22 protein-coding genes are annotated in these 25,343 nt (G+C 63.1%); 8 read left to right on the forward strand and 14 right to left on the reverse strand.

What is annotated here, in order from left to right; translation table 11 throughout:
• Positions 1–57: 57 nt before the first annotated feature.
• The gene (locus B0G82_RS17265) at positions 58–279 is read left to right on the forward strand and encodes a hypothetical protein (protein WP_241974706.1); all 222 of its coding nucleotides are present in this window, start codon (positions 58–60) and stop codon (positions 277–279) included.
• An 82-nt stretch (positions 280–361) separates the two neighbouring features.
• On the opposite strand, the gene B0G82_RS17270 is transcribed toward B0G82_RS17265, so the two are convergent.
• A complete protein-coding gene (locus B0G82_RS17270) occupies positions 362–1,411 on the reverse strand; it encodes an NAD(P)/FAD-dependent oxidoreductase (protein ID WP_121308105.1) in 1,050 nt (349 codons plus the stop codon).
• Between the two features lie 239 nt (positions 1,412–1,650).
• Between B0G82_RS17270 and B0G82_RS17275 the strand changes: the two genes are divergently transcribed.
• A complete protein-coding gene (locus tag B0G82_RS17275) occupies positions 1,651–2,088 on the forward strand; it encodes a carboxymuconolactone decarboxylase family protein (RefSeq protein WP_116141740.1) in 438 nt (145 codons plus the stop codon).
• Positions 2,089–2,233: 145 nt separating this feature from the next.
• Here the strand turns inward: B0G82_RS17275 and B0G82_RS17280 are convergent, their stop codons facing one another.
• Complete coding sequence (locus B0G82_RS17280; protein WP_116117140.1) at positions 2,234–3,094, reverse strand: LysR substrate-binding domain-containing protein; 861 nt, start codon at positions 3,092–3,094, stop codon at positions 2,234–2,236.
• A gap of 161 nt (positions 3,095–3,255) precedes the next feature.
• On the opposite strand from B0G82_RS17280, the gene B0G82_RS17285 reads away from it, so the two are divergent.
• Entirely contained in the window at positions 3,256–4,656 is a 1,401-nt protein-coding gene (locus tag B0G82_RS17285; protein WP_121308107.1) for a DHA2 family efflux MFS transporter permease subunit, read from the forward strand.
• Positions 4,657–4,669: 13 nt separating this feature from the next.
• On the opposite strand, the gene B0G82_RS17290 is transcribed toward B0G82_RS17285, so the two are convergent.
• Positions 4,670–5,443 carry an SDR family NAD(P)-dependent oxidoreductase gene (locus B0G82_RS17290; RefSeq protein ID WP_116141744.1) on the reverse strand — a complete coding sequence of 258 codons (774 nt, stop codon included), beginning with the start codon at positions 5,441–5,443 and terminating at the stop codon, positions 4,670–4,672.
• A gap of 261 nt (positions 5,444–5,704) precedes the next feature.
• Here B0G82_RS17290 and B0G82_RS17295 point away from each other — a divergent pair, with 261 nt between their 5' ends.
• On the forward strand, positions 5,705–6,634 hold the full coding sequence (locus B0G82_RS17295) for a LysR family transcriptional regulator (RefSeq protein ID WP_116141746.1): 930 nt from the start codon (positions 5,705–5,707) through the stop codon (positions 6,632–6,634).
• 49 nt (positions 6,635–6,683) lie between these two features.
• Here the strand turns inward: B0G82_RS17295 and B0G82_RS17300 are convergent, their stop codons facing one another.
• Positions 6,684–6,935 carry a DUF1488 domain-containing protein gene (locus B0G82_RS17300; RefSeq protein WP_106284301.1) on the reverse strand — a complete coding sequence of 84 codons (252 nt, stop codon included), beginning with the start codon at positions 6,933–6,935 and terminating at the stop codon, positions 6,684–6,686.
• A gap of 172 nt (positions 6,936–7,107) precedes the next feature.
• Here B0G82_RS17300 and B0G82_RS17305 point away from each other — a divergent pair, with 172 nt between their 5' ends.
• The 3 genes from B0G82_RS17305 (at position 7,108) to B0G82_RS17315 (ending at position 8,961) form a co-directional block, all read left to right on the forward strand.
• Positions 7,108–7,287: a hypothetical protein gene (locus tag B0G82_RS17305; RefSeq protein ID WP_106284300.1), complete on the forward strand. Its 180-nt coding sequence runs from the start codon at positions 7,108–7,110 to the stop codon at positions 7,285–7,287.
• A 212-nt stretch (positions 7,288–7,499) separates the two neighbouring features.
• Positions 7,500–8,582, forward strand: a complete 1,083-nt coding sequence (locus B0G82_RS17310) for a glycosyltransferase family 2 protein (RefSeq protein ID WP_121308109.1) — start codon at positions 7,500–7,502, stop codon at positions 8,580–8,582.
• Between the two features lie 157 nt (positions 8,583–8,739).
• Positions 8,740–8,961 carry a hypothetical protein gene (locus tag B0G82_RS17315; RefSeq protein WP_012433250.1) on the forward strand — a complete coding sequence of 74 codons (222 nt, stop codon included), beginning with the start codon at positions 8,740–8,742 and terminating at the stop codon, positions 8,959–8,961.
• Positions 8,962–9,105: 144 nt separating this feature from the next.
• On the opposite strand, the gene B0G82_RS17320 is transcribed toward B0G82_RS17315, so the two are convergent.
• The 6 genes from B0G82_RS17320 to B0G82_RS17350 form a co-directional block, all read right to left on the reverse strand.
• Positions 9,106–10,410, reverse strand: a complete 1,305-nt coding sequence (locus B0G82_RS17320; RefSeq protein ID WP_106284298.1) for an MFS family transporter — start codon at positions 10,408–10,410, stop codon at positions 9,106–9,108.
• Between the two features lie 297 nt (positions 10,411–10,707).
• Positions 10,708–12,438, reverse strand: a complete 1,731-nt coding sequence (locus B0G82_RS17325) for a SpoVR family protein (RefSeq protein ID WP_121308110.1) — start codon at positions 12,436–12,438, stop codon at positions 10,708–10,710.
• The gene (locus B0G82_RS17330; protein WP_116117146.1) at positions 12,435–13,706 is read right to left on the reverse strand and encodes a YeaH/YhbH family protein; all 1,272 of its coding nucleotides are present in this window, start codon (positions 13,704–13,706) and stop codon (positions 12,435–12,437) included. The genes B0G82_RS17325 and B0G82_RS17330 overlap by 4 nt, the downstream gene beginning before the upstream one ends.
• A 126-nt stretch (positions 13,707–13,832) precedes the next feature.
• The gene (locus tag B0G82_RS17335; protein ID WP_012433254.1) at positions 13,833–15,755 is read right to left on the reverse strand and encodes a PrkA family serine protein kinase; all 1,923 of its coding nucleotides are present in this window, start codon (positions 15,753–15,755) and stop codon (positions 13,833–13,835) included.
• A gap of 794 nt (positions 15,756–16,549) precedes the next feature.
• Positions 16,550–17,311, reverse strand: a complete 762-nt coding sequence (locus B0G82_RS17345; protein WP_116117148.1) for a hydratase — start codon at positions 17,309–17,311, stop codon at positions 16,550–16,552.
• Positions 17,312–17,712: 401 nt separating this feature from the next.
• Complete coding sequence (locus tag B0G82_RS17350; RefSeq protein WP_121308114.1) at positions 17,713–19,488, reverse strand: methyl-accepting chemotaxis protein; 1,776 nt, start codon at positions 19,486–19,488, stop codon at positions 17,713–17,715.
• Positions 19,489–19,572: 84 nt separating this feature from the next.
• On the opposite strand from B0G82_RS17350, the gene B0G82_RS17355 reads away from it, so the two are divergent.
• Positions 19,573–19,896: a hypothetical protein gene (locus B0G82_RS17355; protein WP_121308116.1), complete on the forward strand. Its 324-nt coding sequence runs from the start codon at positions 19,573–19,575 to the stop codon at positions 19,894–19,896.
• Positions 19,897–20,084: 188 nt separating this feature from the next.
• Here B0G82_RS17355 and B0G82_RS17360 read toward each other — a convergent pair whose 3' ends face one another.
• The 4 genes from B0G82_RS17360 to B0G82_RS17375 form a co-directional block, all read right to left on the reverse strand.
• Positions 20,085–21,125, reverse strand: coding sequence for a LacI family DNA-binding transcriptional regulator (locus B0G82_RS17360; protein WP_121308118.1), 1,041 nt, complete (start codon positions 21,123–21,125; stop codon positions 20,085–20,087).
• A 166-nt stretch (positions 21,126–21,291) separates the two neighbouring features.
• Positions 21,292–22,347: an ABC transporter permease gene (locus B0G82_RS17365; protein WP_106284291.1), complete on the reverse strand. Its 1,056-nt coding sequence runs from the start codon at positions 22,345–22,347 to the stop codon at positions 21,292–21,294.
• Positions 22,347–23,942, reverse strand: a complete 1,596-nt coding sequence (locus tag B0G82_RS17370; RefSeq protein WP_121308120.1) for a sugar ABC transporter ATP-binding protein — start codon at positions 23,940–23,942, stop codon at positions 22,347–22,349. The genes B0G82_RS17365 and B0G82_RS17370 overlap by 1 nt, the downstream gene beginning before the upstream one ends.
• 304 nt (positions 23,943–24,246) lie before the next feature.
• Positions 24,247–25,209, reverse strand: a complete 963-nt coding sequence (locus B0G82_RS17375; protein WP_121308121.1) for a sugar ABC transporter substrate-binding protein — start codon at positions 25,207–25,209, stop codon at positions 24,247–24,249.
• Positions 25,210–25,343: the final 134 nt, after the last annotated feature.

Below are 25,343 nucleotides of genomic sequence, written 5' to 3' on the forward strand. Positions count from 1 at the left end.
CTACTCCGTGATCGCACCATCATCAAACAACAGGAGTCGCAATTGAAACAGGCATTCATTACCCTCGCTCTCAGTGCCGCGCTGGCACTCACCTGCACTGCCGTGCAAGCCGAAGGCTGTACGAAAGGCGCGGTAGTGGGCGGCGTGGCCGGCCACGTCGCGGGTGACCATGGCGTAGCGGGCGCGGCGGCCGGCTGCGCGATCGGCCATCACGAGGCCAAGAAGAAGGACAAGGAAGCCAGCGCGGCCGCGGCCGCGAGTCAACCCGCCGGGAAATAAGCGGCGTGTGGAAAAGAGCCGGTAGTGGCCTGCGGTTACTGCCGGCTGGATCAATCAGAAAACCGCTATCTCGGCGAAATGGTCACCCGGCGGCACTGACCTTTTCCGCCAGCTTCGCGTCGTAGCTCGAATGCACGTGCACACGCTTTTTGTCCGGGTAAGCGTACGAGTACGCTCGGCGCAGCGCCAGCGATGCCTCATGAAAGCCCGACAGAATCAGCTTCTGCTTGTTCGGATAATTGGCGATGTCGCCCACCGCGAAGATGCCGGGCCGCGAACTCTCATAGTTCGACGTATCGACATCGACGCGCCCCGCGTGAATCGATAGCCCCCACTGCGCGATCGGCCCGAGATCGGCAACGAGTCCATAGAGCGCGACGAGATGCTCGGCCGCGAGTTGCGTCTCTCCGTCGATATGTCGCAACGTGATCGACTTCAATGCATCGCCTTCGACGTCGAGTCCCGCAATCGCGCCGACGATAAAGTCCATCTCGCCCGCCTCGACCGCGCGCCGCATCGACGCGACGCTCGAATCAGCCGCGCTGAAACCGCTGCGCCGATGCACGAGCGTCACCCGGCGCGCGACCTTGCGCAGCGCCAGCGCCCAGTCGAGCGCGGAATCGCCGCCGCCCGCCACGACCACGACCTTGTCGGCGAAGTCCGCGAGACGCGGCACGCTGTAGTGAACATGACGCGACTCCAGCGGTACGGCTTCGGCCAAGGCCAGCTTTTGCGGCACGAACGCGCCGTTGCCGGCGGCCAGCAGGATCGCCGCGACATCGAACACGAGGCCGCGCCCGGTACGTACCGTCCAGCGTCCGTCGCTGCCCTGCTCGACCGACTCGACCCGTTGTTCGAGGTGGATAGGCGGATCGAACGGCTTGCATTGCGCCAGCAGTCGCTCGACCAGTTCGCGCGCGGTGCACGACGCAATGGCGGGAATGTCGTAGATCGGCTTGTCCGGATAGAGCTCGATGCATTGGCCGCCGATCTTGTCGAGCCCGTCGACGATCTGGCAGGACAGGCCGATCACGCCCGCCTCGAAAGCGGCGAAAAGCCCCACCGGGCCGGCGCCGACGATCAGGACGTCGGTACGGATCGGCGGCGGTTGCTGGTCTGCGGCGGAAGTCATGCGCGATCTCTTCGGATGGGTAGATGGGTGAATGACCCACCATACCGAATCGGCCGATGCGCGGCAACGATGCCATTACGGTCGGTAAGGACGCTCGGCGGGCCGCGTGCGCGCCCGCTCACCGCGTCAAAGTGGTTACCTGAAAATAACCATAATCGGTCATTTCCCGAAGCCAGTCATGCGCCTAATCTTCCCCCATCGCATCACGGAATGCGTCCAACCCAACTCAGGAGTGAATCATGGAACAACGTCTCGACTTCTACAAAGCCAACCCCGCCGCGATCAAGGCCATGATCGGCGTTGAAGAACGCATCGGCAAATCGGCGCTCGAAAAATCGCTGACGGAACTGGTTCGTCTGCGCGCCTCGCAGATCAACGGCTGCGCATACTGCGTCGACATGCACACTGCCGACGCCCGCAAGGGCGGCGAAACCGACCGCCGTCTGGCGACCGTGGTGGTCTGGCGCGAAACGCCGTTCTTCACGGACCGGGAACGCGCCGCGCTCGAATGGACGGAAGCGCTGACGCTGGTATCGCAAGAGCACGTGCCCGACGCCGTTTGGGAAGCGGTGCGCCCGCACTTCAGCGACGAAGAACTGGTCGATTTGACGCTGCTGGTTTCCGCGATCAACGCATGGAACCGCTTCGCGATTTCGTTCCGCAAGCTGCCCGCCTAAGCGGCACGCGCTCACAAACAATTCAGTTCAGTCCGCTTCGGTTGGAAAGCGGCGGCACGCACCACGCGGATTCGCTATGCCGGTGCGCGATCCTTCGCCGTCATGTCAATGCATGGCGTCGATCCTTGCGTCGCACGCCTCGCCGCTATTCCCCGATCCACGATCCGCGCAAATCGCTGTCGTGCAGCAATTGCAGCAGCGTGCCCGCCGGCCGGCTAAGCCGCTTCGCCGCCAGCGCGATGAATTCCACCGATGGCAGCGTCGGCAGACTCGCCGTGTTCAGGGGCGCCGCAAGGCCGCGTGCCGCCAGATACTGCGGACGAACCGTAATGCCGAGGCCGCCGCGCGCGGCCGCGATGCAACCGGCGTGGCTGCTGCTCGTGCACACCAACTGCCAACTGAATCCCGCCTCGGCGAGCGCGTCGAGCACGACGGCGCGTGTCACGCTCGGTTCGGCGACCAGAATCAGCGGCAAGGGCTGACTCAAGTCGACCAGCGTACCGGCGCGCGCCAGCCACTCCAGCCGCCCGGTGAAGAGCGGCACGCCGCGCCTGTCGCCGAGACGGCGCTTGCCGACCAGCAGATCGATCGCCCCCGCATCGAGCAGTTCATACAGCTTGCCGGTCATGCCGATGGTGATTTCCAGTTCGACATCCGGATGCGCGTCGCGAAACGCGGCGAGTACGGTGGGCAGCGGACCGAGCGCGACGTCGTCCGAGGAACCGAGCCGCACGCGGCCTTTCAGACGCGGCGCGCGAAACTGCGATTCGGCCCGCGCGAGCGCCTGCAGAATCACGCTGGCGTGCGCGAGCATGGCTTCACCGTCGGGCGTCATCGCGAGCGAATGGGTGTCGCGCACGAACAGGCGCCGGCCCACGCTCTGCTCGAGCCGCCGGATGTGTTCGCTGACGCTCGATTGCGTCAAGTCGAGTCGCCGCCCCGCCTCGGTGAAGCTGTGGCAGGCCGCGACGGTCGAAAAAGTTTTGAGCCAGATGGGATTGAGCATGGGGCATTGTCGCGCCGCTCATTGGTAAAGTCGATAACAGTCAATACTCTTAGCGGGGTTCCCGATTGACGAGGATGTCAATATGATGACTGGGTCGCCCCCACTGAATGCCCGGCGTCGAGACGGCCGCTCATGCTGCCGCCTCGCTGCGCCGTTGAAAGATGACCAAGGATTCTTCCCGGACCGCTTTGCTCTGGATCGTCGCCGCCGGCTTTTTCATGCAGTCGCTCGACACGACGATCGTCAACACCGCATTGCCGTCGATTGCCAACAGCCTGCACGTCGCGCCGCTCGCGATGCAGCCGATCGTGGTCGCCTACACCCTGACCATGGCGATGCTCACGCCCGCCTCGGGCTGGCTCGCCGACCGCTTCGGCACGCGGCGGGTCTACTTCGCCGCTATTCTCGTTTTCGTGCTCGGCTCGATCTGCTGCGCGAGCGCGCACACGCTCGGTCAACTGGTGATGGCGCGCGTGCTGCAAGGCGTGGGCGGCTCGATGCTGCTGCCGATCGGGCGGCTCGCCGTCCTGCGCAGCGTCACGGGCGACCAGTATGTCGCGGCGCTCGCGTTCATTTCGGTGGCCGGGCAACTGGGGCCGATCGCCGGGCCGACGCTCGGCGGCTGGTTCGTTCAGGCGATCACGTGGCACTGGATTTTCCTCATCAACGTGCCGATCGGCGCCGTGGGTCTATATGCGGTGCAGCGCTTCTTGCCGTTGCACGGCGAAGCAAAGGCGCCGCCGTTCGACTTCGTCGGCTGCGGGTTGCTCTCGTTGTGCATGATCGCGTTCTCGCTCGCCGTGGACTCGCCGATGCCAACGCATCGCGCGGCATGGTCGGTGGCGCTATTCGCCCTTGCCGTCGCCAGCGCGCTCGCCTACATTCCGCATGCGAGACGCCGCGTCAATCCGCTCTTCAAACTGTCGCTCTTTCGCGAGCCGAATTTCAGCGTGGGCCTGATCGGCAACCTGGTGTGCCGCATCGGTTCGAGTGCCGTGCCCTTTCTCGTGCCCTTGCTGTTGCAATTGCAACTGGGCTACTCGCCGCTGCATTCCGGTCTGATGATGCTGCCCGCGGCGCTCGCCGGCACCGTCGCCAAACGCTGGATCGCGCCGCTCGTGCACCGCTATGGCTACGATGCCTTCCTGCTGGTCAACACGATCATCGTCGGTTCGTCGATCGTTGCGTTCGCACTGATTACGCGCGGCACGCCGCTCGTGGTCGAGATCGCGATCCTGGCGGTGTTCGGCGCGGCCAACTCCATGCAATTCGCAGCGATGAACAGCGTCACGCTCAAAGGCCTCTCGCATGAAGACGCCGGCAGCGGCAACAGCCTCTTTTCGATGGTGCAGATGCTGGCTATCGGGCTGGGCGTGTCGATCGGCGGCGGGTTGGTGAATCTCTTCTCGGCGCAAGTCGGATCGGCCGCGCTCGGTTTTCGGCTCGCCTTCCTGTGCGTCGGTGTGATCACGCTGGTGTCGGCGTGGGTGTTTCGTCACCTCGACGAAGCGCCTGCCTCGCGCCCGGTGGGCCGGCAAGCGACGCAGGGCGCGGGCCGCTGATTCGGCGCTTGCGTCAGTCCGGCAAGCGGATGCCGGAAAACCCCGCACACGCCTCGATCAAACGCTCCTGAACGGCAACGTCGTGAACCGCCGGATGTGTCTCGCAGCGCTTCATGTGATAGAAGTACGCGCCGCTGACGGTGGCCTCCGGCTCGTCGCTGACGGCAAGCCATACCTGGGTTTTCGGCGCGGCCTGCAAATCGTCCGGCGCGCCCGGACCGCCCATTTTCGTCGCCACCCAACCCGGCTCCAGCGCATTCGACATCACCTGCGGCCAGCGCCGCGCCATCGCGAACGCCAGCAACGCGTCGTGCAGTTTCGAGTCCGAGTACGCCGCTGTGCCCCGCCAGGGACGCCGCTCCCAGGCTAGATCGTCGAGGCTCGCGTCGCCGCTGCGATGCAGCCCGGAGCTCAGATAAACGAGCCGCCGCGGCTTCTGGATCAAGGCGGTGAGAATGTAAGGCGCCAGCGTATTCACCGCGAAGACATGCGGCAAGCCGTCGACAGTGGCAATCCGGCGCGGTTCCTGATAGCCGACCGCCGCGTTATGGATCACCGCATCGAAACGGCCTAGCCGGTTGACTTGCCCGGCGAGCGCGATCGTGGCCGCGATGCCCGACAGGTCGCCGATCAGCGCTGCTTCCGCTTGCGGTACGGCTTGCAGTGCCTGGTCCGCGCGCGCGGCAGTGCGCGCATGCAACACCACCTGGTGGCCGGCCTCGACGAGCAGACGCGCGGCCATTTGACCGAGACCATCGGCGGAACCGGTAATAAAAATGCGCGACATGGCGTGTTCTCCGTTGTTCAGTCCAACTGAATCCGAATATGCCTGATGCATGACGAGAATCGCATGACTCGGTGCTTCGGGCGAACATCAACAGACTAACTCCCGCCGCTCAATTGACGCGATAGCCTGACTGTCATTCCACTCATGACATGACATCATTCGTCCGCCTTACCAGGCGGCGTTTGCCCGAGCCGGCATGTGAATTCAAACGGACTTTCGCGTTAGCATGTCACGCATTAGTAAATAACAAAGGACTATCACATGCCATTTGACGAGCGCATGCTGAACGGCATGGGCGTCTTGACGGCGATTGTCGATTCCGGGAGTTTTGCGGCGGCTGGCGTTGCGCTCGACATGTCGCAATCCGGGGTGAGCCGTTCGGTCGCGCGGCTCGAAGCGCGTCTGGGCATCCGGCTTTTCGACCGCACCACGCGTTCGGTCACGCTGACCGACGAAGGGCGGCGCTTCTACGAGCAGATCGTGCCGTTGCTGGGCGGCCTCGAAGAAGCGGCGGCTTCCGCCGCGCAGGGCGCGACCGCCGTGCGCGGACGTTTGCGTGTGAACATGGACCCGTTCTTTTCGCGCCTCGTGCTCGGGCCACGGTTGGGCGGCTTCATCGACAGGCATCCCGATCTGCAGCTCGAACTGATCACCCGCGACCAGATGGGCGATCTGGTCGGCGACGGATTCGATCTCGCGATCCGTTTCGGCGATCCGCCGGTGTCGACGCTGATCGCGCGCAAACTGCTGGAGACGCGGATCCTCACCGTGGCCGCGCCGGCGTATCTGAAGAAGCACGGGCACCCGGCGAATCCGGCCGAACTCGAAAGCGGCAAGCATGTCTGCATCAAGTTCCGCGATCCGCTCACGGGCTACCCGTTCAGTTGGGAATTTCATCGCGGCCGCAAGAAAATCGTGATCACGCCGCAGGGCCGTTTGACCGTGAACGACGTGGGCACCCTGCATAGCGCTTGCACGACCGGCCAGGGCGTCGCGCAAATTCTCTCGCTCGGCGCCGAGTCGTTGATGGCGAGCGGAAAACTCGTCGAGCTATTTCCCGATTGGGGCGACGAGGTTTATCCGCTGTATGCGCTCTATCCTTCGCGGCATCATCCGCCGGCCAAGGTCCGGGCGTTTTACGATTTCGTCGTCTCGCTGACCGGCGGCGCCCCACGCGAAACAGCGGCTTGAGCCCGCGTTCGGTCGCGCCCCGCGCGTCGGCACGACGTGCTGCGCCGCGTCAGGAGATCGTGTAACGGTTCTGCGGGCCGCCGAGGTACAGGCCGCGCGCGAGCGTGAGGATCTGCTCGCGATGCTGGTCGAACGCGGCGAGCACCGCCGGTTCGTCTGAGCCCACGCTCGGGCTCAGATTGGAAATCACCGAACGGTTGACGGCGAAGGCGATTTCGCGCGCGTTGTCGTAGCCCCAGAAATTCACGCAGTGATGCGAGGCGTCGTAGCTGCGGCTGGGATTCGGGAAGTTGAGGGACATGTCGTACTCCCGCACTATAGGATTCTCGTTCCACGTTGCGCTGAATGGGGGCACGGGTCAAGGGCTTGTTTGTAATTCCGCGCAGCGATGGCCAGACCCGACCGCAACGCCAGGCACGCGCCCAGGTCTGCCGCTTGCTGCAATGCTCATGTCATCCACCCAGGAGAGGATCATGAGCGAAACCAAACAAAGCGCCAAAGACAAACCGGCCGACGTCGAGCATCCGCAACCCGCCGCGCACAGCGACAACGAAAAGAGCAAGCTGCCCGAACGCGACGACGCAAGCCGCGATCAAGCGCCGTCGGACCGGCCCGGCAAAAAGCCGGGCGAGGGCGAGCCGCCGGTTGGCTGAAATGGTTAGCATCAATCCAGGAGCGGCTTTGCTATATTTAAACAGCGATGCCGCATAAATTTTTCCCTTCTGACGGCTTTCATAAGCCAAACATTTCTTCCTGTTTTTTACCGATTATTTTTCCCGCGTGATGGACTATTTTTCTGCTTGCAGCGACGTGTGCGCCAGGCGGACCCGCTGCCGCCCCTCATCAGATAACAAAGGCGACGCTAATGTCCATCTCCCCGACTCTCTCCCACCGCCCTAAAGTCTCGATCTGTCTGCCGACCTGCAATCGTCCTGAGCTGATCGCGACGTGCATCGATTCGTGCCTTGTGCAGAGTTACGACAATCTGGAGATCGTGATCGGCGATGACTCGAAAGACGCGCGCACTGAGCGGTTGATCGCAGCGCGCTATGCGCGCGAACCGCGCCTGCGCTACGTGAAAAATCAGCCGCCGCTCGGCCAGGCGGGCAATGTCGCGAGCCTGTTCGAGCGCGCACGCGGCGACAAAATCCTGCTGATCCACGACGACGACCTGCTCACCACGGACGGCGTCGACAAGCTCGTGTCGCTATGGACGCTTCACCCGCTGCTCGAGGTGGCATTCGGCGATCAGTATGAAGCCGATCACGGCGGCGCCATCGACTTCCAGGCGAGCGCGGACCTGAACGCCGCATTTCGGCGTACGAAGGACGCCGAGGGCCTGCAGTCCCTGCCGGGCCGAACCGGTCTGGTCCAGATGTTTCCGAATAACGGCTGGATGGCCAACGCCGAACTGGTGAAGCGGATCGGCTACCCGGAAAAGTACGGCGTGTGCTGCGACTTCGTGTTCGGCACCGAACTCTGTCTCGCCGCGCGCGAGGTGTTCTATCTGCACGACTATGTTTCGGTGTATCGAAAGACGGCAAGCTCGATCTCGCATAGCACGCGCGGCACAGCGGTCGCGGCGACGGTCAGCGCGTATGCGTACGTCAAGGCGTTGCGGCTGCCGGCGCAACTGGAGCCGTCGCGCAAGCTGGCATTGCGCCGGCTCGCGCCGATCGTGGTGTCTATCCACGCCAGGAATCGTCAGGTGCTCGCAGGGTTCAATGTCGCCTTCACGCATCTGTTCGCGTACAACTACGGCTTGAGCGCACGGTTTTACTATCATCTTCTGATGCTTGCGCGTGGCGCGCTCAGCGCGCCTCAGCAGGCCGTCGCGACGGCCGCGAGCGCCGCGGTGGCGGCCGCACCCATTGTGGCCGCGGATCCGGCCGCCGTGGTGAAGGAACTCGTCTCCGAACTGGTCAGCGATCGTTCGGAACCGGTCTGACGGCACGCCACCGGCGCGGAACGCCTGCATGCCCCGCGCAATAAGCGTGTTTTGTGCTAAGCATCCAATGCTAAGCAATCGCGGATTTGTTGCTTGGTCCGGTGTGGCGCACTGATTACGATGAGAGCGAACCTACACCAGTCTCGAGGTAACTCGCATGTCCGACAGTGCCTGTTTCAAGCCGCGTGTGATCGAACCTGTCGTCGTCAACCAGCCTGAAGGATTGGGCCTCGCAGTGGAGTTATGGCTCGCGCAACCCGTCGACGGAATTGCGGGGCGGGCGCTGCAGATTCATCTACGCAGCGACGCAAAAATGGCGCAGGCCGAGACGCTGCGCGATCTGCTGCATGCGTTGGGCACGGAGATCGTCGTGGCGTGAGCCTGCGATCTGCTTTCGATGAGCAGTCGGATTGCTCCGACTGCTCACGCGCATAAAAAACGGCGGCCAGGGTTAACCGCTGACCGCCGTTCTCACGCATCGCCCGAACATACTTTTCGCGCGAGCGGACCGCGTTTCAAAGATTCAGGGCTCGAGACGCAGATACCCTTCTTTCGACGGATCGCGCATGCGCAGCGAAACGAGACCGGCGACCGCGCACAACGCGGTCACGTACCAGTAGAACATCGACTCGTTGCCGACCGACTTCAGCCACAGTGCCACATACTCCGCCGAGCCGCCGAAGATCGCGTTCGCCACTGCATACGAAAGCCCCACGCCGAGCGCCCGCACTTCCGGCGGGAACATTTCCGCCTTGATCAGACCGCTGATCGACGTGTAGAAACTGACGATCGCGAGTGCCACCACGACCAGACCGAAGGCCGCATACGGGCTCGTCACGTCTTTCAGCGCGTGCAACAGCGGCACGGTGCCGATGGTCGCGAAGAAGCCGAAGAACAGCATGGAACGACGGCGGCCGATGCGGTCCGACAACGCGCCGAACGCCGGCTGCATCACCATGTAGACAAAGAGCGCCGCGGTCATCACGTTGCTGGCCGTCTTCGCATGCATGCCCGCCGTGTTGACCAGGTACTTCTGCATGTAGGTGGTAAACGTGTAGAAAATCAGCGAGCCGCCGGCCGTGAAACCGAGCACCGTCATGAACGCGCCCTTGTGCAGCCACAGGCCGCGCAGCGTGCCGGCTTCCTTGCGTTGGCGCGTTTCGGCGGTGGTGGTTTCGTCGAGCGATTTACGCAGATACAGCGCGACCAGTGCCGCGACCGCGCCGATTGCGAATGGCACGCGCCAGCCCCACGCCTTCAGCTCTTCGGTGGAAAGGGTCTGTTGCAGCACCACCAGCACCAGCAGCGCGCACAATTGCCCGCCGATCAGCGTGACGTACTGGAACGACGCGAAGAAACCGCGCCGGCCCTTGAGCGCGACTTCACTCATGTAGGTCGCGCTGGTGCCGTACTCACCGCCCACCGACAAGCCCTGGAACAGCCGCGCGACCAGCAGCAGCGCCGGCGCCAGCGCACCGATCTGCGCGTAGGTGGGCAGCACAGCGATCACGAGCGAGCCGCCGCACATCATGAATACCGACACCATCATCGCGGTGCGGCGGCCGTGCTTGTCGGCAAGGCGACCGAAGAACCAGCCGCCGATCGGACGCATCAGGAAGCCGGCGGCGAACACGCCCGCCGTGTTGAGCAACTGCGTGGTGGTGTTGCCGCTCGGGAAGAACGCCGGTGCGAAGTACAGCGCGCAGAACGAATACACGTAAAAGTCGAACCACTCGACGAGATTGCCTGATGAAGCGCCAACGATCGCGAAGATGCGGCGCCGGGTGTCGTGAGCCGAGGCCACGGTTTGGTCGGTTAGGTCGGTCATGCTGGTCTCTTTCCTTATCTTTGAACGGAGGTAGCGGTCTTGGCGCCGCCTTCATCACGCGCGGCGAAGTGCCCTGCCGGCACGTCGTCGCACGCGTGCGCGAATTTTACAGAACCGCAAGGCAAAGATGGGAGTTTGTTAGGGCCCCGCGAATGCGCGCCATCCGTCTTGTTGCGGCGCGGCAGTGTTGAGAATCGGCCTGATCGCGGTCGGGCAGCCAAGAAAAAAGCCAGCTCGAAAGCTGGCTTCTCTGGGTCACAACACATCAATCACGCTGCGTTGCACTGCGGCAGCCGGTCACACTCTCACCGCCGGCGGCACATAACGACACTCGTAACGCTTGCGAACCGTGCCATTCTCATCGACGCTTTCCAGATACACGTCGAATTGCCACAGCCGCGCCATGTGCTTGAGCACTTCGTCGCTATCGCCGGAAAGATGCCGGTTGTCGCTCATGAAGTGCCGCAGCGTCAAACTCCGGTCGCCGCGCGTGTTCACCGCCCACACCTGAATATTCGGCTCGCGGTGATGCATGTCGTACTGCCGCGACAGCGCCTGACGCACGTACTGATAGCCGCTGTCGTCGTGAATGGCCGAGACTTCGAGCGCATCGCGCATGTCGTCGTCGAGCACGGAGAAGAGGCGCATTTCGCGGATCAGATGCGGCGACAGATACTGCGCGACGAAACTCTCGTCCTTGAAGTTGCGCATCGCGTAGTGCATGGCCGGGAGCCACGGACTGCCCGCCAGTTCCGGGAACCACTTGCGGTCTTCTTCCGTGGGCGATTCGCAGATGCGGCGAATGTCGCTCATCATCGAAAAACCGAGCGCGTACGGATTGATACCGCTGTAGTACGGTTTCGTGACCGGCGGCTGGTAGACCACGTTGCTGTGCGAATGGAGAAACTCCATCATGAAGCCGTCTTCCAGCTTGCCCTGGTTGTACATGGTGTTGAGCAAGGTGTAGTGCCAGAAAGTCGCCCAGCCCTCGTTCATCACCTGGGTCTGCCGTTGCGGATAGAAATACTGGCCGACCTTGCGCACGATGCGGATCACTTCCCGCTCCCACGGCTCCAGCAGCGGCGCGTTTTTCTCCGCGAAATACAGCAGGTTTTCCTGCGGCTCCGGTGGATAGCGTTCCTCGACTTCCTCCGGCAGCGGCGTATGCCGGGTCGGCAAGGTGCGCCACAGTTCATTCACCTGCGACTGCAGATAGGCTTCGCGTTCGCGGCGCGCCGCAAACTCCTTTTGCAGCGACAGCTTCTGCGGACGTTTGTAACGGTCCACGCCATAGTTCATCAACGCGTGGCAGGAATCGAGCAGCTCCTCGACCCGGTCGAGCCCGAAACGCTCCTCGCACTCCGCGATGTAATTCTTCGCGTACACAAGGTAGTCGATGATCGCGTGCGCATCCGTCCACAGCCTGAACAGATAGTTGCCCTTGAAGAACGAGTTGTGCCCATAGGCCGCATGGGCGATGACGAGCGCCTGCATCGTCATCGTGTTCTCTTCCATCAGATACGCGATGCAGGGGTTCGAATTGATGACGATCTCGTACGCCAGCCCCATCTGCCCGCGACGGTAGCTTTTTTCGGTGGAGAGAAAGTGTTTGCCGAACGACCAGTGGCGGTAGTTCACCGGCATACCGACGGACGCGTACGCATCCATCATCTGTTCGGCGCTGATGAGTTCGAGCTGGATCGGATACACGTCGAGTTCATATTGCTCTGCAACACGGGCAATATGCGAGTCGTACTCTTCGATCAATTCGAAGGTCCAGTCGGACGGGCACGGCAGAGGCCGTCTATCGGCTACGTTCATACGGACTTCCCTTTGCCCCTGAGTGGGCGTTCCGGTGTGTCCCCGTGCTGCAGCGGTGTCGACTGCTCCGGCTGCGGCGGTTCCGGTATCGTCCGCCCTCGCCTCGGCATGCCCCGACTGTTGCTGCTGCGGCACGCCTTTTCCGTGCTCCGGCGCGCCGTTCGCCGGCTCGCCGCGCACTTCGTTGTGCAGGGGCCTGTTCGTCATGAATTAGCCGCCTGCTTTTCGAACAACTCGCGAAACACCGGATAAATGTCAGCCGCGGTCTCGACTTTCTTCATCGCCATGTGCGGCTGGCTCAATGCCAGCTGCGCATATTCCAGCCACAGATTCTGCTCTTCCGGCGTCACCTGAATATACGCAAAATAGCGCACCTTCTCCAGGATGTCATCCGAGAGTATCTTGCGGCACTTCGGCGAGTCGTCGGTCCAGTTGTCGCCGTCCGACGCCTGAGCGCCGTAAATATTCCATTCAGTCGGCGAATAACGCTCGTCCATTACCTTCTGCATCAGTTCCAGCGCGCTCGACACCACCGTGCCGCCGCTTTCGGTCGAATGGAAGAACGTGTCTTCGTCGACCTCTTCGGCGCGCGTGTGGTGGCGAATGAACACCACTTCGATCTTTTCGTAGTTACGCTTGAGGAACAGATACAGCAGGATGAAGAAGCGCTTGGCGAGGTCCTTGCGCTGCTCGTCCATGGAACCGGACACATCCATCAGACAGAACATCACGGCCTGGCTGGACGGCGTGGGCTGCTTCACGCGGTTCACGTAGCGCAGATCGAACGGATCGATGAACGGAATCCGCCAGATACGACCGCGCAAATGGTGAATCTCTTCTTCGAGCAGTTTGATGTCCTCGCGCCGGTCGTCGGGATCGGCTTTCATGACCTCCAGTTGCCGCTCCATCTCGTGCAACTGGTTGACGAGCGGCGCCCCGAGCGCGATGCGGCGGCCGAGCGCGCTGCGCAGCGAACGGACCACGTCGATGTTGTTCGGCGTGCCTTCGGCAGCCCAGCCCGCGCGGATGCTTTTCCACGTCGGCACGGCAAGCAGATGGGTTTTGACGAGACGCGGCAGTTCGAGATCGTCGAAGAAATACTGCATGAACTCTTCACGGCTCAACTCGAACACGAAGTCGTCCTGACCCTCGCCTTCATTGCTGGCCTGATTGCCCCCGCCTCCGCCGCCACCCCCTTGCGGGCGCTGGATCTTGTCGCCGCGGATGTAGTCGGAATTGCCCGGATGCACCATTTCCCGCTTGCCGCCTGGGCCATGCCGGAACGACGGCTCCGCAATGTCCTTGCGCGGGATGGTGATGCTCTGGGTGTTCTGAATGTCCTTGATGCTGCGGTCGCGCACGGCTTCCGAAACGGCGCGACGAATATAGTTCTTAACGCGACGCAAAAAACGTTCGCGATTCGCAATGCTTTTGTTCTTGCCTGCTAACCTGCGGTCGATGATTTGATGAAGCACGCCCGGTCTCCCGCTGTAATATCGCGTTTGCGAGACGTAGCTGCCCAAGGCAACGTTATGTCCATGCAGCTTGCGCCTCGCAGGGTGCCCACGCGGTCGGACCGCGCGGGCGGCACGCAATGCGCATCATGACGACTTGCGCACGCGCAGATACCAGTCACACAGCAAGCGCACCTGCTTCGGCGTATAGCCCTTCGTCACCATGCGATTGACGAAGTCTTCGTGCTTGCGTTGTTCTTCCGCCGAGCCCTTGGCGTTGAACGAAATCACCGGCAGCAGTTCCTCGGTGTTCGAGAACATTTTCTTTTCGATCACCACGCGCAGCTTCTCGTAGCTGACCCATGCCGGATTCTTCCCGCCATTGGCAGCACGCGCACGCAGCACGAAGTTCACGATCTCGTTGCGGAAGTCCTTCGGGTTGCTGATGCCCGCCGGTTTTTCGATCTTCTCCAGTTCGGCGTTCAGCGCCGCGCGGTCGAAACTCTCGCCGGTGTCGTGGTCGCGGAACTCCTGATCCTGAATCCAGAAGTCCGCGTACGTCACATAGCGATCGAAGATGTTCTGGCCGTACTCGGAATACGACTCCAGATAAGCGGTCTGAATTTCCTTGCCGATGAACTCCGCGTAGCGCGAGGCGAGCACGTCTTTGATGAACGACAGGTACTTCTGTTCCGTTTCCGGCGGGAACTGCTCGCGTTCGATCTGCTGTTCGAGCACGTACATCAGATGCACCGGATTGGCCGCGACCTCGGTCGAGTCGAAGTTGAACACGCGCGAAAGAATCTTGAACGCGAAGCGGGTCGACACGCCGGTCATCCCTTCATCCACGCCCGCGAAATCACGGTACTCCTGATAAGACTTGGCCTTCGGATCGGTGTCCTTCAGGTTCTCGCCGTCGTACACCTGCATCTTCGAGAAGAGGCTCGAATTCTCAGGCTCCTGCAAGCGCGTGAGCACGGACATCTGCGCCATCATCTTCAAGGTGCCCGGCGCGCACACCGCATTGGCCAGCGACGAATTGCGCAGCAGCTTCTCGTAGATCTTGATCTCTTCACCATAGCGCAGGCAGTACGGCACCTTCACCACGAAGATCCGGTCGAGCAGTGCTTCGTTGTTGCGGTTGTTGCGGAACGCCTTCCATTCGGACTCGTTCGAGTGAGCCAGAATCACGCCGTCGAACGGAATCGCACCGAAGCCTTCCGTGCCCTTGAAGTTGCCTTCCTGGGTTGCCGTGAGCAACGGGTGCAACACCTTGATCGGCGCCTTGAACATTTCGACGAACTCGAGCAGCCCCTGATTGGCGAGACACAAGCCGCCGGAGTAGCTGTATGCGTCCGCGTCATCTTGTGCGTACTGTTCGAGCTTGCGGATGTCGACCTTACCGACCAGCGACGAAATGTCCTGATTGTTTTCGTCACCCGGCTCGGTTTTGGCTATACCGATCTGGCGAAGGATCGACGGGTAGCGGCGCACCACGCGGAACTTGCGGATGTCGCCGTTGAATTCGTGCAGGCGCTTGACCGCCCACGGGCTCAGAATGCTTTTCAGGTAGCGGCGTGGAATACCGTATTGTTCTTCGAGAATCGGGCCATCTTCCTCATAGTCGAACAGACCGAGAGGCGACTCGTTCACGGGCGAGCCCTTGATCGAGTAGAACGGCACGCGTTCCATGAGCTGCTTGAGACGTTCCGCGATCGACGATTTGCCGCCGCCGACCGGGCCCAACAGATACAGGATCTGCTTCTTTTCTTCGAGCCCCTGGGCCGAATGGCGGAAGTAGGCGACCACCTGCTCGATCACCTCTTCCATTCCGTAGAACTCACGGAATGCGGGGTATACCTTGATGACCTTGTTCGCGAAGATGCGCGACATGCGCGGATCGTTACGAGTGTCGATCTGTTCCGGCTCCCCGATCGCCGTTAACATGCGTTCGCCAGCCGTGGCGTACGCGGCGGGATTGTCTTTGCAGAGCGCGAGATACTCCTCGAGCGAGAGCTCATCTTCTCGCGTTTTCTCGAAGCGGGTCGCGAAACTGCTGTAGATATCCATGCTACCTCCTCGCCGAAGTCTAGACCGATGTCGTGCGCGGCGCGCTATTCGGAAACGACATCGCTCGAATTCATCCTAAACCCTTTTAAATTTTTTTTCACGAACTACGTTGCGAAAATCGCGCCGTATTCGTCTCCCAACACTCGTCACTTGGAAACAAAGTTTCGACCACCTACAATCTTGCGCTCATATCGCAGCGATTGCGGTCACTCGTCGCTGCCCTTCTACCGCTGCCTTGCCGCCTTATCAGCAGCCTGCTGCAATGCTGTTCGAAGTGTCCCGCAATATTCTCTTGCACCAGCCGTTACGTTCATCGAACGATCCCACCGCAATATGAGACGGCATGTCTGCACACGCACACTTTGTTGCTAAAAGCGCGGACGTCTGCCCGCTTTCTATGTCCGGGTACTTTTTCTTCAACGCGCGACACGAGCGTTCGGTCGACACCGACACCAGACTGTTACATGTTCATGCGCGCTTCGTGCGCGCCTCGTAGGCCGTCTCAAGCTTAAGCAAAGTCCGTGCGGTTTCATGCGCTTCGTCAACTGATGAACGGTTTTGTTCCGCGTCATTTACACAGCTCTTCATGAATCGCCCCGTGCGACATGCGCGCATTAACCGCGTCGAGAGCATGGTTAGCCGCATGTATAACTGGATGACGACATCAGCCCGCATCGCTTCAATAGGTGTATACGGCGAGACCGCCCTCACAGATGCGAAGAATGTAAAACGGCCACCCTCAGGCAGCCGTTTGAACGAAGCTTCGTAATGCACTGTTACAAGCGTGCGATACCTCAGGTCAGTTCAATCTCCACTTCCCCGAGGCCGTCGATGCGGCCGCGCACGACGCCCGCTTTGTCCAGCCTGTGGGCACCGACATACGAACCGGTAGTGATGGTCCACTCGGGCTCGATCGTAATGCCCATGGCGGCGCAATGGTTGACGAACCACACCAGCAGTTCGCGCGGGTCGCCGGCCGGATTGCCGGTGGCTTCGGGTAGCAGCGAAGCGCCCTCGAAGCTCAGCTCCAGTTCCGGCGAGACGAAGTCGAAGCCGCGCGCGAGACCCGCATACGCGACCGGATGGCCCGTGATCAACGCACCGTTGTTCTGGGCGTCGGCCAGTTGAGCGAGCGGCGCGACATTCGGCCACTCAGTGAAGCGGCTGTCCACGATCTCGATGGCCGGCAAAACGACGCCGACCTTCGAGAGCACCTCGTCGCGCGCATAGGCGCGGCCGCGCGGTTCGATCGCCTCCACGAAACGGAAGGCGATCTCCAGCTCGACCAGCACTCTGAAGAAGCCGTCATGCGCGACGCGCGCCGGCGATCGCAGCACCAGCGAAGCCGGAATCGGCGCGCCTGCGGCGGCCGCGCCCGGCGCTTTGGCGCCGATCTTCCAGGCGCCGGTCGAGTCGCCGAGACCTGCGATAACCGCCTGCTGGATCGCGTATGCGGTTGCCGCGTCGGGCGGCAGGCTGTCGGGTGCGGGCGCATCGATCGGGCGATGCTGCCGGCGTGCTTCGACGAGGCGGTTCGCGAAGTCGTATGGCGTCATGTCGGTCCTTTGGGGCTGGCGCATTGAGCGATTGGGAGTGGCGTGCTGGTGGGTGGTGGCCGTGCGTCGGGCCATGCGTTTGGGTGGTGCATTGCGGTAGTCGCGGGCGGCGGAACCACGCGCGTGGGCTAACGGGCGGTCGGCTCTTGCCGCACAATGCCGGGCCGCATTGCCCAGGCACGGTTACTTCGGTGCGTCCGTCAATGTACCGGATCATGACGCCCGCCAGGGGGTCGGCCGACGCCGCAAACGTTACTTAATGCGCACGCCATAAAAAAAGACCGCGAATGCCTGCGCAATCGCGGTCTTTCGAAGCCAGTCGGCGTTTTCTTTCCACAGCGCCGACCCATCTAATGGGATTGGCCGCAGCACCGGGAATGAATGTTGCGACTGACTTCCGCTTAGAACGTTTCCCAGTCCTGATCGCTCCCTGCACCGGCGGATGCCGGGGCTTTAGCAGGCGCGCGTGCCGGTGCGGCAGCGGCCTGTGCCGTCGCGGCCGACGCCTTCGTCGCAACAGCGGCGTGCGGCGCGGGTTGCTCGGCGCGAGTATGCGAGACCTTGCGCGCGACGACTGAGCGCAGCGGCGTGGCGACGCGCTTCGGTGGCGTACCGACGGGCGCCTTGTAGCCGCTTTCTTCGAGGTGGAACACGGCCACCGCGCTACGCAGCTTGCCGGCCTGATCTTCGAGCGACGACGCTGCGGCCGCGGCTTCTTCCACCAAGGCGGCGTTCTGCTGCGTGACTTCGTCCATCTGCGTGACGGCGCGCGCCACCTGATCGATGCCGCTGCTCTGCTCTTCCGATGCCGCGGCGATTTCGCCCATGATGTCGGTCACGCGCTGCACCGCGCCGATGATCTCGGTCATGGTGCGGCCGGCTTCGTCGACCAGCGCCGAGCCCGACTGCACGCGCTCCACCGAGGTGTCGATCAGTTCCTTGATTTCCTTCGCCGCCGCCGACGAGCGCTGCGCGAGGCTGCGCACTTCACCGGCCACGACCGCGAAGCCGCGCCCTTCCTCGCCGGCCCGCGCCGCTTCCACGGCCGCGTTCAAGGCGAGGATGTTGGTCTGGAACGCAATGCCTTCGATGATCGAAATAATGTCGGCGATTTTGGCCGAGCTTTGATTGATGTCGCCCATCGTGCCGACCACCTGGCCGACCACCGCGCTGCCCTTGTTGGCGATCTCCGACGCATTGGCCGCCAGCGAACTCGCCTGGCGGGCGTTGTCGGCGTTCTGCTTGACCGTGCCGGTCAGCTCTTCCATGCTCGACGCGGTTTCCTGCAGCGCCGACGCCTGCTCTTCGGTACGCGAGGACAGGTCGATGTTGCCGGCCGCGATCTGGCGCGTGGCCGTCGCAATCGATTCACTGCCGCTGCGCACGGTACGCACCGTTTCGGTGAGGCTGCGCTGCATTTTGGCGATGCCTTCGAGCAACTGCCCCATTTCGTCGCGCGAGGTCACGACGACCGGGCGGCGCAGATCGCCGGCAGCAATCGCGTCGAAATGACCGAGGGCGGCATCGAGCGGCCGGGCGATCGCGCGGCTGAGCGTCAGGTACGAAATCACCGCCGCCAGCACGCCGATCAGCAACGCACTCGCGCTGACCATGCGGAACACCTCGAAGCTGCCTTGCGCCGTGTCGTAGCCCTCTTTCGCCGACGTGAACTGGTATTTGCGCAGCGCGTCGTCGGAATTGGCGAGATCGTTGTAGGCGGCTTGCAGACGCTTGGCGCCGTCGACCAGCTTCGGCGAGTCGTTCGCGGCGACGATCGTCGCGAAGGCGTCCATCTGCTGATGCAGCGCTTCACGTTTGGAGACGACGTCTTGCGCGAGGCGGTCTTCATCCGCATCGCGCGGCAGGTCCATGTACTTCTTCCACCACGTATCGGACGTGGCGCGCATGGTGCGCGCGCGCTCGAGCGTCGGCGGCGCTTCCGGTGTGCCGATCATGAACGCCGCGCGGTCGAGCGCGAGCCGTTCGCGCGCCGCAAAGAGCTCGGCGTTGCCGATATTGACCGCGCTCGGCATGGCGTTGGTGAACGTGTCCTTATAGGCGTCATTCGAACGGCTCATGCCGACCAGACCGAATACGCCGATGGCGACGAGCAGCGCGGCGAGAAAAGCCATCGTGAGGCCTATCCGCGCCTTGATCGTAATGCCCTTGTTCAACATGCTTGTTTCCTGTGCTTGACAAAATGAGAGGCTGCGTCCGCAGCGCCGTTTGGGGTGTGGCGTCTGCGTAGTGGCGCTCTTTCGATGCTGCGCTCTAATAAGCCTGTTTACGGCAAGGTGACCGCGTACTTGAAGGATTTATATGGTAGGAGGAAAGACGCCGTAAGCAACGGAATAAATTACAAGGGGCTGACAGCCTGCGGGTTGGCAGGCAGCCGATGTGGAACCGGTGCGGCGGTGGCTGAGGGCCGGCAGAGCGAGGCGGCGCGCCGTTGCGGCGGCTGGCGGTGTGACGACGGCGTCGCCACGAAGGTCCTGGATTGCGACGACGTCAGCGAGCGCAGCAAGGTTGGAATGACCGCCTGCCTGTTCCTGGTGCGGCAAGGCAAGCGTAGAAATACTGTTTAGCGCCGGGACATACGGGCGTTTCCAGCGCCGCACCCACAGCGTCTGCGCGATCGGCGAACTGTTCAGCAGCCCGCTGCGGGTGACGGCGGGTGAAACTCGAAGGCTACGTGTTGCGGAACGAATCGCCTCGCGCGAGCAACCGCTCCGCTAACCACCAATGCGCATTTGAAATCCGCGCAACCGTATGCTCACGCCGCCAGATCGCGCCTGGCCGCGCCCGCCCATGTCGCGGTGGATTCGCGCACGATCAGCCGCGGCGACACTACGCGCCGGCGGCCCGGCGCGCGTGGCGTGCCCGACGAGGTCCCGGCGATCCGTTCGATCAGCGTCTGCGCGGCCATATCGCCGAGCGCGCGGACCGATTGCCCGACCGTCGAGAGCGCCGGATAGGTGAAACGCCCCAGTTCGATATCGTCGAAACCGATGATCGAGCAATCGCGCGGCACGCTGATATTGCGTTCCGCGGCGGCGCGCAGCGCGCCGATGCCCATCATGTCGTTGCCGGCGAAAATCGCCGTTGGCCTGAGCGTGTCGAACAGTTGCGCGGCCGCACGGTGGCCGCCGGTGCCCGAGAAATCGCTTTCCACGATCGCGTCGGGCGGAATCTCGATGCCGCGCTCCGTCATCGCGCGGATAAAGCCGTGCACGCGCATCGCGCTGACCGCCGTCTGAACCGGCCCGGTGATGCAGCCGATCCGTACATGCCCCAGTTCGAGCAGATGCCGGGTCGCCAGATAGCCGCCCTTCTCGTGATCGATCTGCACCAGATCCGCGTTCAGCCCTTCGATGTTGCGGTCCAGAATGACCAGCGGCTCGTGCGAGTCGGCGAGCGTCTGCGCGAGCACGGCGTCGTCGCCGGCGGACGCGACGATCAGGCCGTCGATGCGCTTTTCCTGCAGCACGCGCAGATAGTTACGCTGCTTGGCCGGATCGTCGTCGGAATTGCAGAAGAACACGCAGTAGCCGTTGCGCGAACAACCGTCCTCGATGCCGCGCGCCAGTTCCGCGAAATACGGGTTCGTCGCATTCGGCACGACCAGCCCGATGGTCGCCGTCGCCCGCGCCTTCAGCGAGCGGGCCACCGCCGACGGAACATAGTGGAGTTGACGGATCGCGTGCTCGACCTTCGCGCGCACTTCCGCCGACACCGGCCGCGAATTGTTCACCACGTGCGATACCGTCGTGAACGACACGCCTGCCGCCGCCGCTACATCCTTGATCGTCGCCATAACCTGTTGCTCTCCCGCCTGTTTTACCGCCGGCCGCGCCACCTGGCGACCCGCCGGACTCTTCATCGAAGATCGACTCAATCCGTGAATTCTTACGCTTTACCGCTTATGACGCTGTGACTGCCCAGGTTGCGTTACTCTGCCGGCTTGCGTCGACCTTCACCGCTCAGGCCCGCTTGCGGCGGCTGCGATACGTATCCAGCACAACCGCCACCACGATCACCGCGCCGGTGATCATCCGCTTGGTCGGCTCGTTCGCGCCGATCTGCGCGAGGCCGGCCGCCAGCACGGAAATGATCAACACGCCGAAAAAAGTGCTGATCACCGAGCCGCGTCCGCCCATCAGGCTCGTGCCGCCGATCACCACGGCCGCGATCACCTGCAGTTCCACGCCCTGGCCCGCGTTCGGATCGGCCGCTTCCAGACGCGAAATCTGGAACAGCGCGGCCAGCCCCGAGAGCGCGCCCATCAGCGCGAACACGATGACCTTGTAGGGCCGCGGATTGACGCCCGCGAGCCGCACCGCTTCCTCGTTGGTGCCGATGCCGACCAGATAGCGGCCGAATACCGTGCGCGTGAGCACCAGCTGCGCGATGACCATCACCGCCACCGCGATCAGGAACGCCGGCGAGATGCCGAGCGCGATCGGGTTCGACAGGAAGTCGAACGCGTCGCCGATATAGGCGGTGCGCGAATTCGTCATCTGATACGCCATGCCGCGCGCCGCTTCCAGCACGCCGAGCGAGACGATGAACGACGGAATCCGCCAGCCCACCGTCACCGCGCCGGTAATGGTGCCGGTCAGCGCCGCCGCAGCGACGCCGAGCAGCGCCGACGGCAACGCCCCCCAGCCCCACTTCAGCGCGGCCACGCTCACCACCGACGCACCGAGCGCCAGCACCGATCCCACCGACAGATCGATGCCGGCGATGATCAGCACGAAGGTCATGCCGACCGACATCACCACCAGATCCGGAATCTGGTTGGCGATCGTGCTGAACGTGTCGTAGGTCAGAAAGTGGGAACTCAGCAGCGAGAACAGCACGATCATCCCGAGCAACGCGCCGGCGAGCCCCAGGTAATTCGAAAAGCCCAGCCGCGTGCCGGCCGGCTTGCCGCTCGCAAGCGGCGCCGACGGATCGGGCGGCGGTGTCACGGTGCCCGTGCCGCTCGCCGTACCCGGCTTGTCGCCCGATGCTTCCCGCAACGGTTGATCGTTCATCACACACTCCCTGCTTCGCTGGTGTCGGGGGCGGCGTGCAGCAACGCTTCGCGGCTGCGGTAGCCGGCGAAAGCCGCGGCCAGCAACGCGTCCTGCGACCAGTTATCGCGCTCGAACACACCCGTCATGCTACCCGCGGACATCACGCCGATCCGGTCGCAGATCAGCATGAGCTCGCGCAGGTCGCTCGACACCACGACGAGCGCGCGCCCTTCACGGGCCAGCGCACCCATCAGGCCATAAATATCGAACTTTGCGCCGACGTCGATGCCGCGCGTCGGTTCGTCGAATAACAGCACGCGGCAGTCGCGCGCCAGCCAGCGGCCGATCACGACCTTCTGCTGGTTGCCGCCCGACAGCTCGCCGACAATCTGCCCCGGCCCGGAAGTGCGGATCCGCATCGCCGCGATCTGCGTCTGCGCCAGCGCGTTCTCCCGCTTCGCATCGACGATGCCGTGCCGCGCCACGCTGCCGATATTGCCGAGCGACACGTTGGCCGCGATCGGCTGCGGCAGCAGCAGGCCTTCTCCTTTGCGGTCCTCGGTGATCAGCGCGATGCCCGCGCGCACCGCGTCCGACGGCGAAGCAATCTGCACCGGCGTGGGCGGCGCGCCCGGCGTTGCGGCCAGCGAGACGGTACCGCTATCCTTCGGATCCGCGCCGTAGATCAGCCGCATCAACTCCGTGCGGCCCGCGCCGATCAGGCCGCTGATGCCGAAAATCTCGCCCGCGCGCACTTCGAACGACACCTCGCGGACTACCTTGCCGCGCGTCAGCCGGTCCACTTTCAACAGCGGCGTGCTGATGTTGCGCACGCCCAGTTCGATCCGCTCGCCGAGTTCGCGGCCGACCATCCATGTGACGATTTCGTCGCTAGTCAGGTTGGCCATCGCGTCGACGTGCACCAGCCGCCCGTCGCGCAAAATGGCGATCTGCTCGGCCACCCGCGCGAGTTCCTCCAGCCGGTGCGAGATGTAGATCAGCGCCACGCCGCGCGCCTTGAGCCGGTCGATCTGCTCGAACAGCAGATCGACTTCGCGCGCGGTCAGCATCGCGGTCGGCTCGTCGAGGATCAGCACGCGGCAATCGTCGATCAGATTGCGTGCGATCTCCACCATCTGCTGGTGGCCGATGCCGAGCTCGCCGACCAGCGTGTCCGGATCGATCGCGTCGAGCCCGACCTGCGCCATGGCGTGACGCGCGTCCTCGCGCAGCTTGCGCCGGTCGATCCAGCCGAAACTGAACGCGCCGGCGCGCGGCAAGCGGTTCAGGAACAGGTTTTCGGCCACCGACAAGGTGGGCAGCAGATTCAGTTCCTGCATCACCATGCGCACGCCGAGCGCCTCGGCCTGGGTACGGCTCGCCGGTGCATACGGCACGCCGCCGAGCTGCATCGTGCCGGCGGTCGGATCGACCAGCCCGCCGATGATCTTGGACAGCGTACTCTTGCCCGCGCCGTTCTCGCCCGTCAGCGCCAATACCTCGCCGGCGCGCAGCGACAGCGAAACGTCGGCGAGCACCGGTTCGGCGTAGGTCTTGCCGATGCCGCTGACAGACAGGACGGCAGGCACGGCGTCGTGATCGGTTGAATCCATCGCAATCCTGGTTCCCGGGCGACAGCCGCGGCCTCATCCGATTCGACCGGGTGAAGTAGTAGCCCTTGCGCCCCATGTCATGCCGGCCCAATGCGCGGAATGCGCCGGCGCTAACAGCCACGCACCCTCCCGTCGCGCGGCACCGTCATGACGCTTACCTCTGGAATTAACGGCGGCGCGGCAGGTTTCTTGAGCGTTTATTGAATAGACGCGGGTTTGGCGGGCGCAGGTAGAGCATGAAGCATGAAACGGCGCCGGCGCGAACCCGCGTACCCGACTTACCCCGGGACTGACCGGGCAATGCTTACTTCGTGACCAGATCGCACGGCGTTTCCACCACGCCGGACAGATCCGCCTGCTTCTTGTGCTCGCTGAGCGCCTTCAACGCGGTGTCGATACCGAACACGGCCTGCTTGGCCGCGTACTGATCCGCGGTGGCGAGCACGCGGCCATCCTTGAGCATCGGTTTGATCGCATTGATGTTGTCGTAGCCGACCACCAGCACCTTGCCTTGCTTGCCCGCCGCGCGCACCGCCGAGACCGCGCCGATCGCCATGTTGTCGTTGCCGGCAAGCAGCGCCTTCAGGTTCGGGTATTCGTTGAGCATGGCCGACGCGACCGCGTTGCCCTTGTCGATTTCCCATTCACCCGACTGCACCGAGACGACCTTGGCGCCGACCGTCTGCATCGCGTCCTTGAAACCTGCGGTGCGCTGCTGTGCGTTGGTGGTGGTCGACACGCCTTCGATAATGCCGACCTCGTCGCCCGACTTCAGCTTCTTCGCCAAATAGTCGCCGACCTTCTGCGCCCCCTTGCGGTTGTCCGGGCCGACGAACGGCACGTTCAGGTTTTTCGACTTGAGCACGTCCGGGTCGAGCCGGTTGTCGATGTTCACGACGATGATGCCCGCGTCCACCGCTTTCTTGACGACCGGCACCAGCGCCTTCGAATCGGCCGGCGCCAGCACGATGGCGTCGACCTTAGACACGATCATCTGCTCGACGATGCGAATCTGGTTCGCCGTATCGGTCTCGTCCTTGATGCCGTTGGTGATCAGGTCGAACTGCGACGGATTGTGCTTCTGATAGTCCTTCGCGCCGGTCTCCATCGTGAGGAAGAACTCGTTGGCGAGCGACTTCATCACGAGCGCGACCTTCGGTTTATGAGCGGGCGCGCTTTGCGCGTACGCGGAGGAAAACGGCAATGCGGCGGTGGCGGTGGCGAGGACGGCGGCCGTCAGGATGCGGCGGCGAATGCGTTGGCTCATGCATATCTCCAGGGTCTGGCAGGCTCGCGGCGGAGCCTTATTTTTAATTAGTGCGCAAACGTTTGCGAAGCCCATTCTCAGCGCAGTCTATTCTGATTGTCAACGATGCGCGGTGTTGCAGTGCATCGGCACGC

This window comes from Paraburkholderia sp. BL17N1 (assembly GCF_003634175.1).
In the GTDB taxonomy this organism is placed as follows: Bacteria; Pseudomonadota; Gammaproteobacteria; order Burkholderiales; family Burkholderiaceae; genus Paraburkholderia.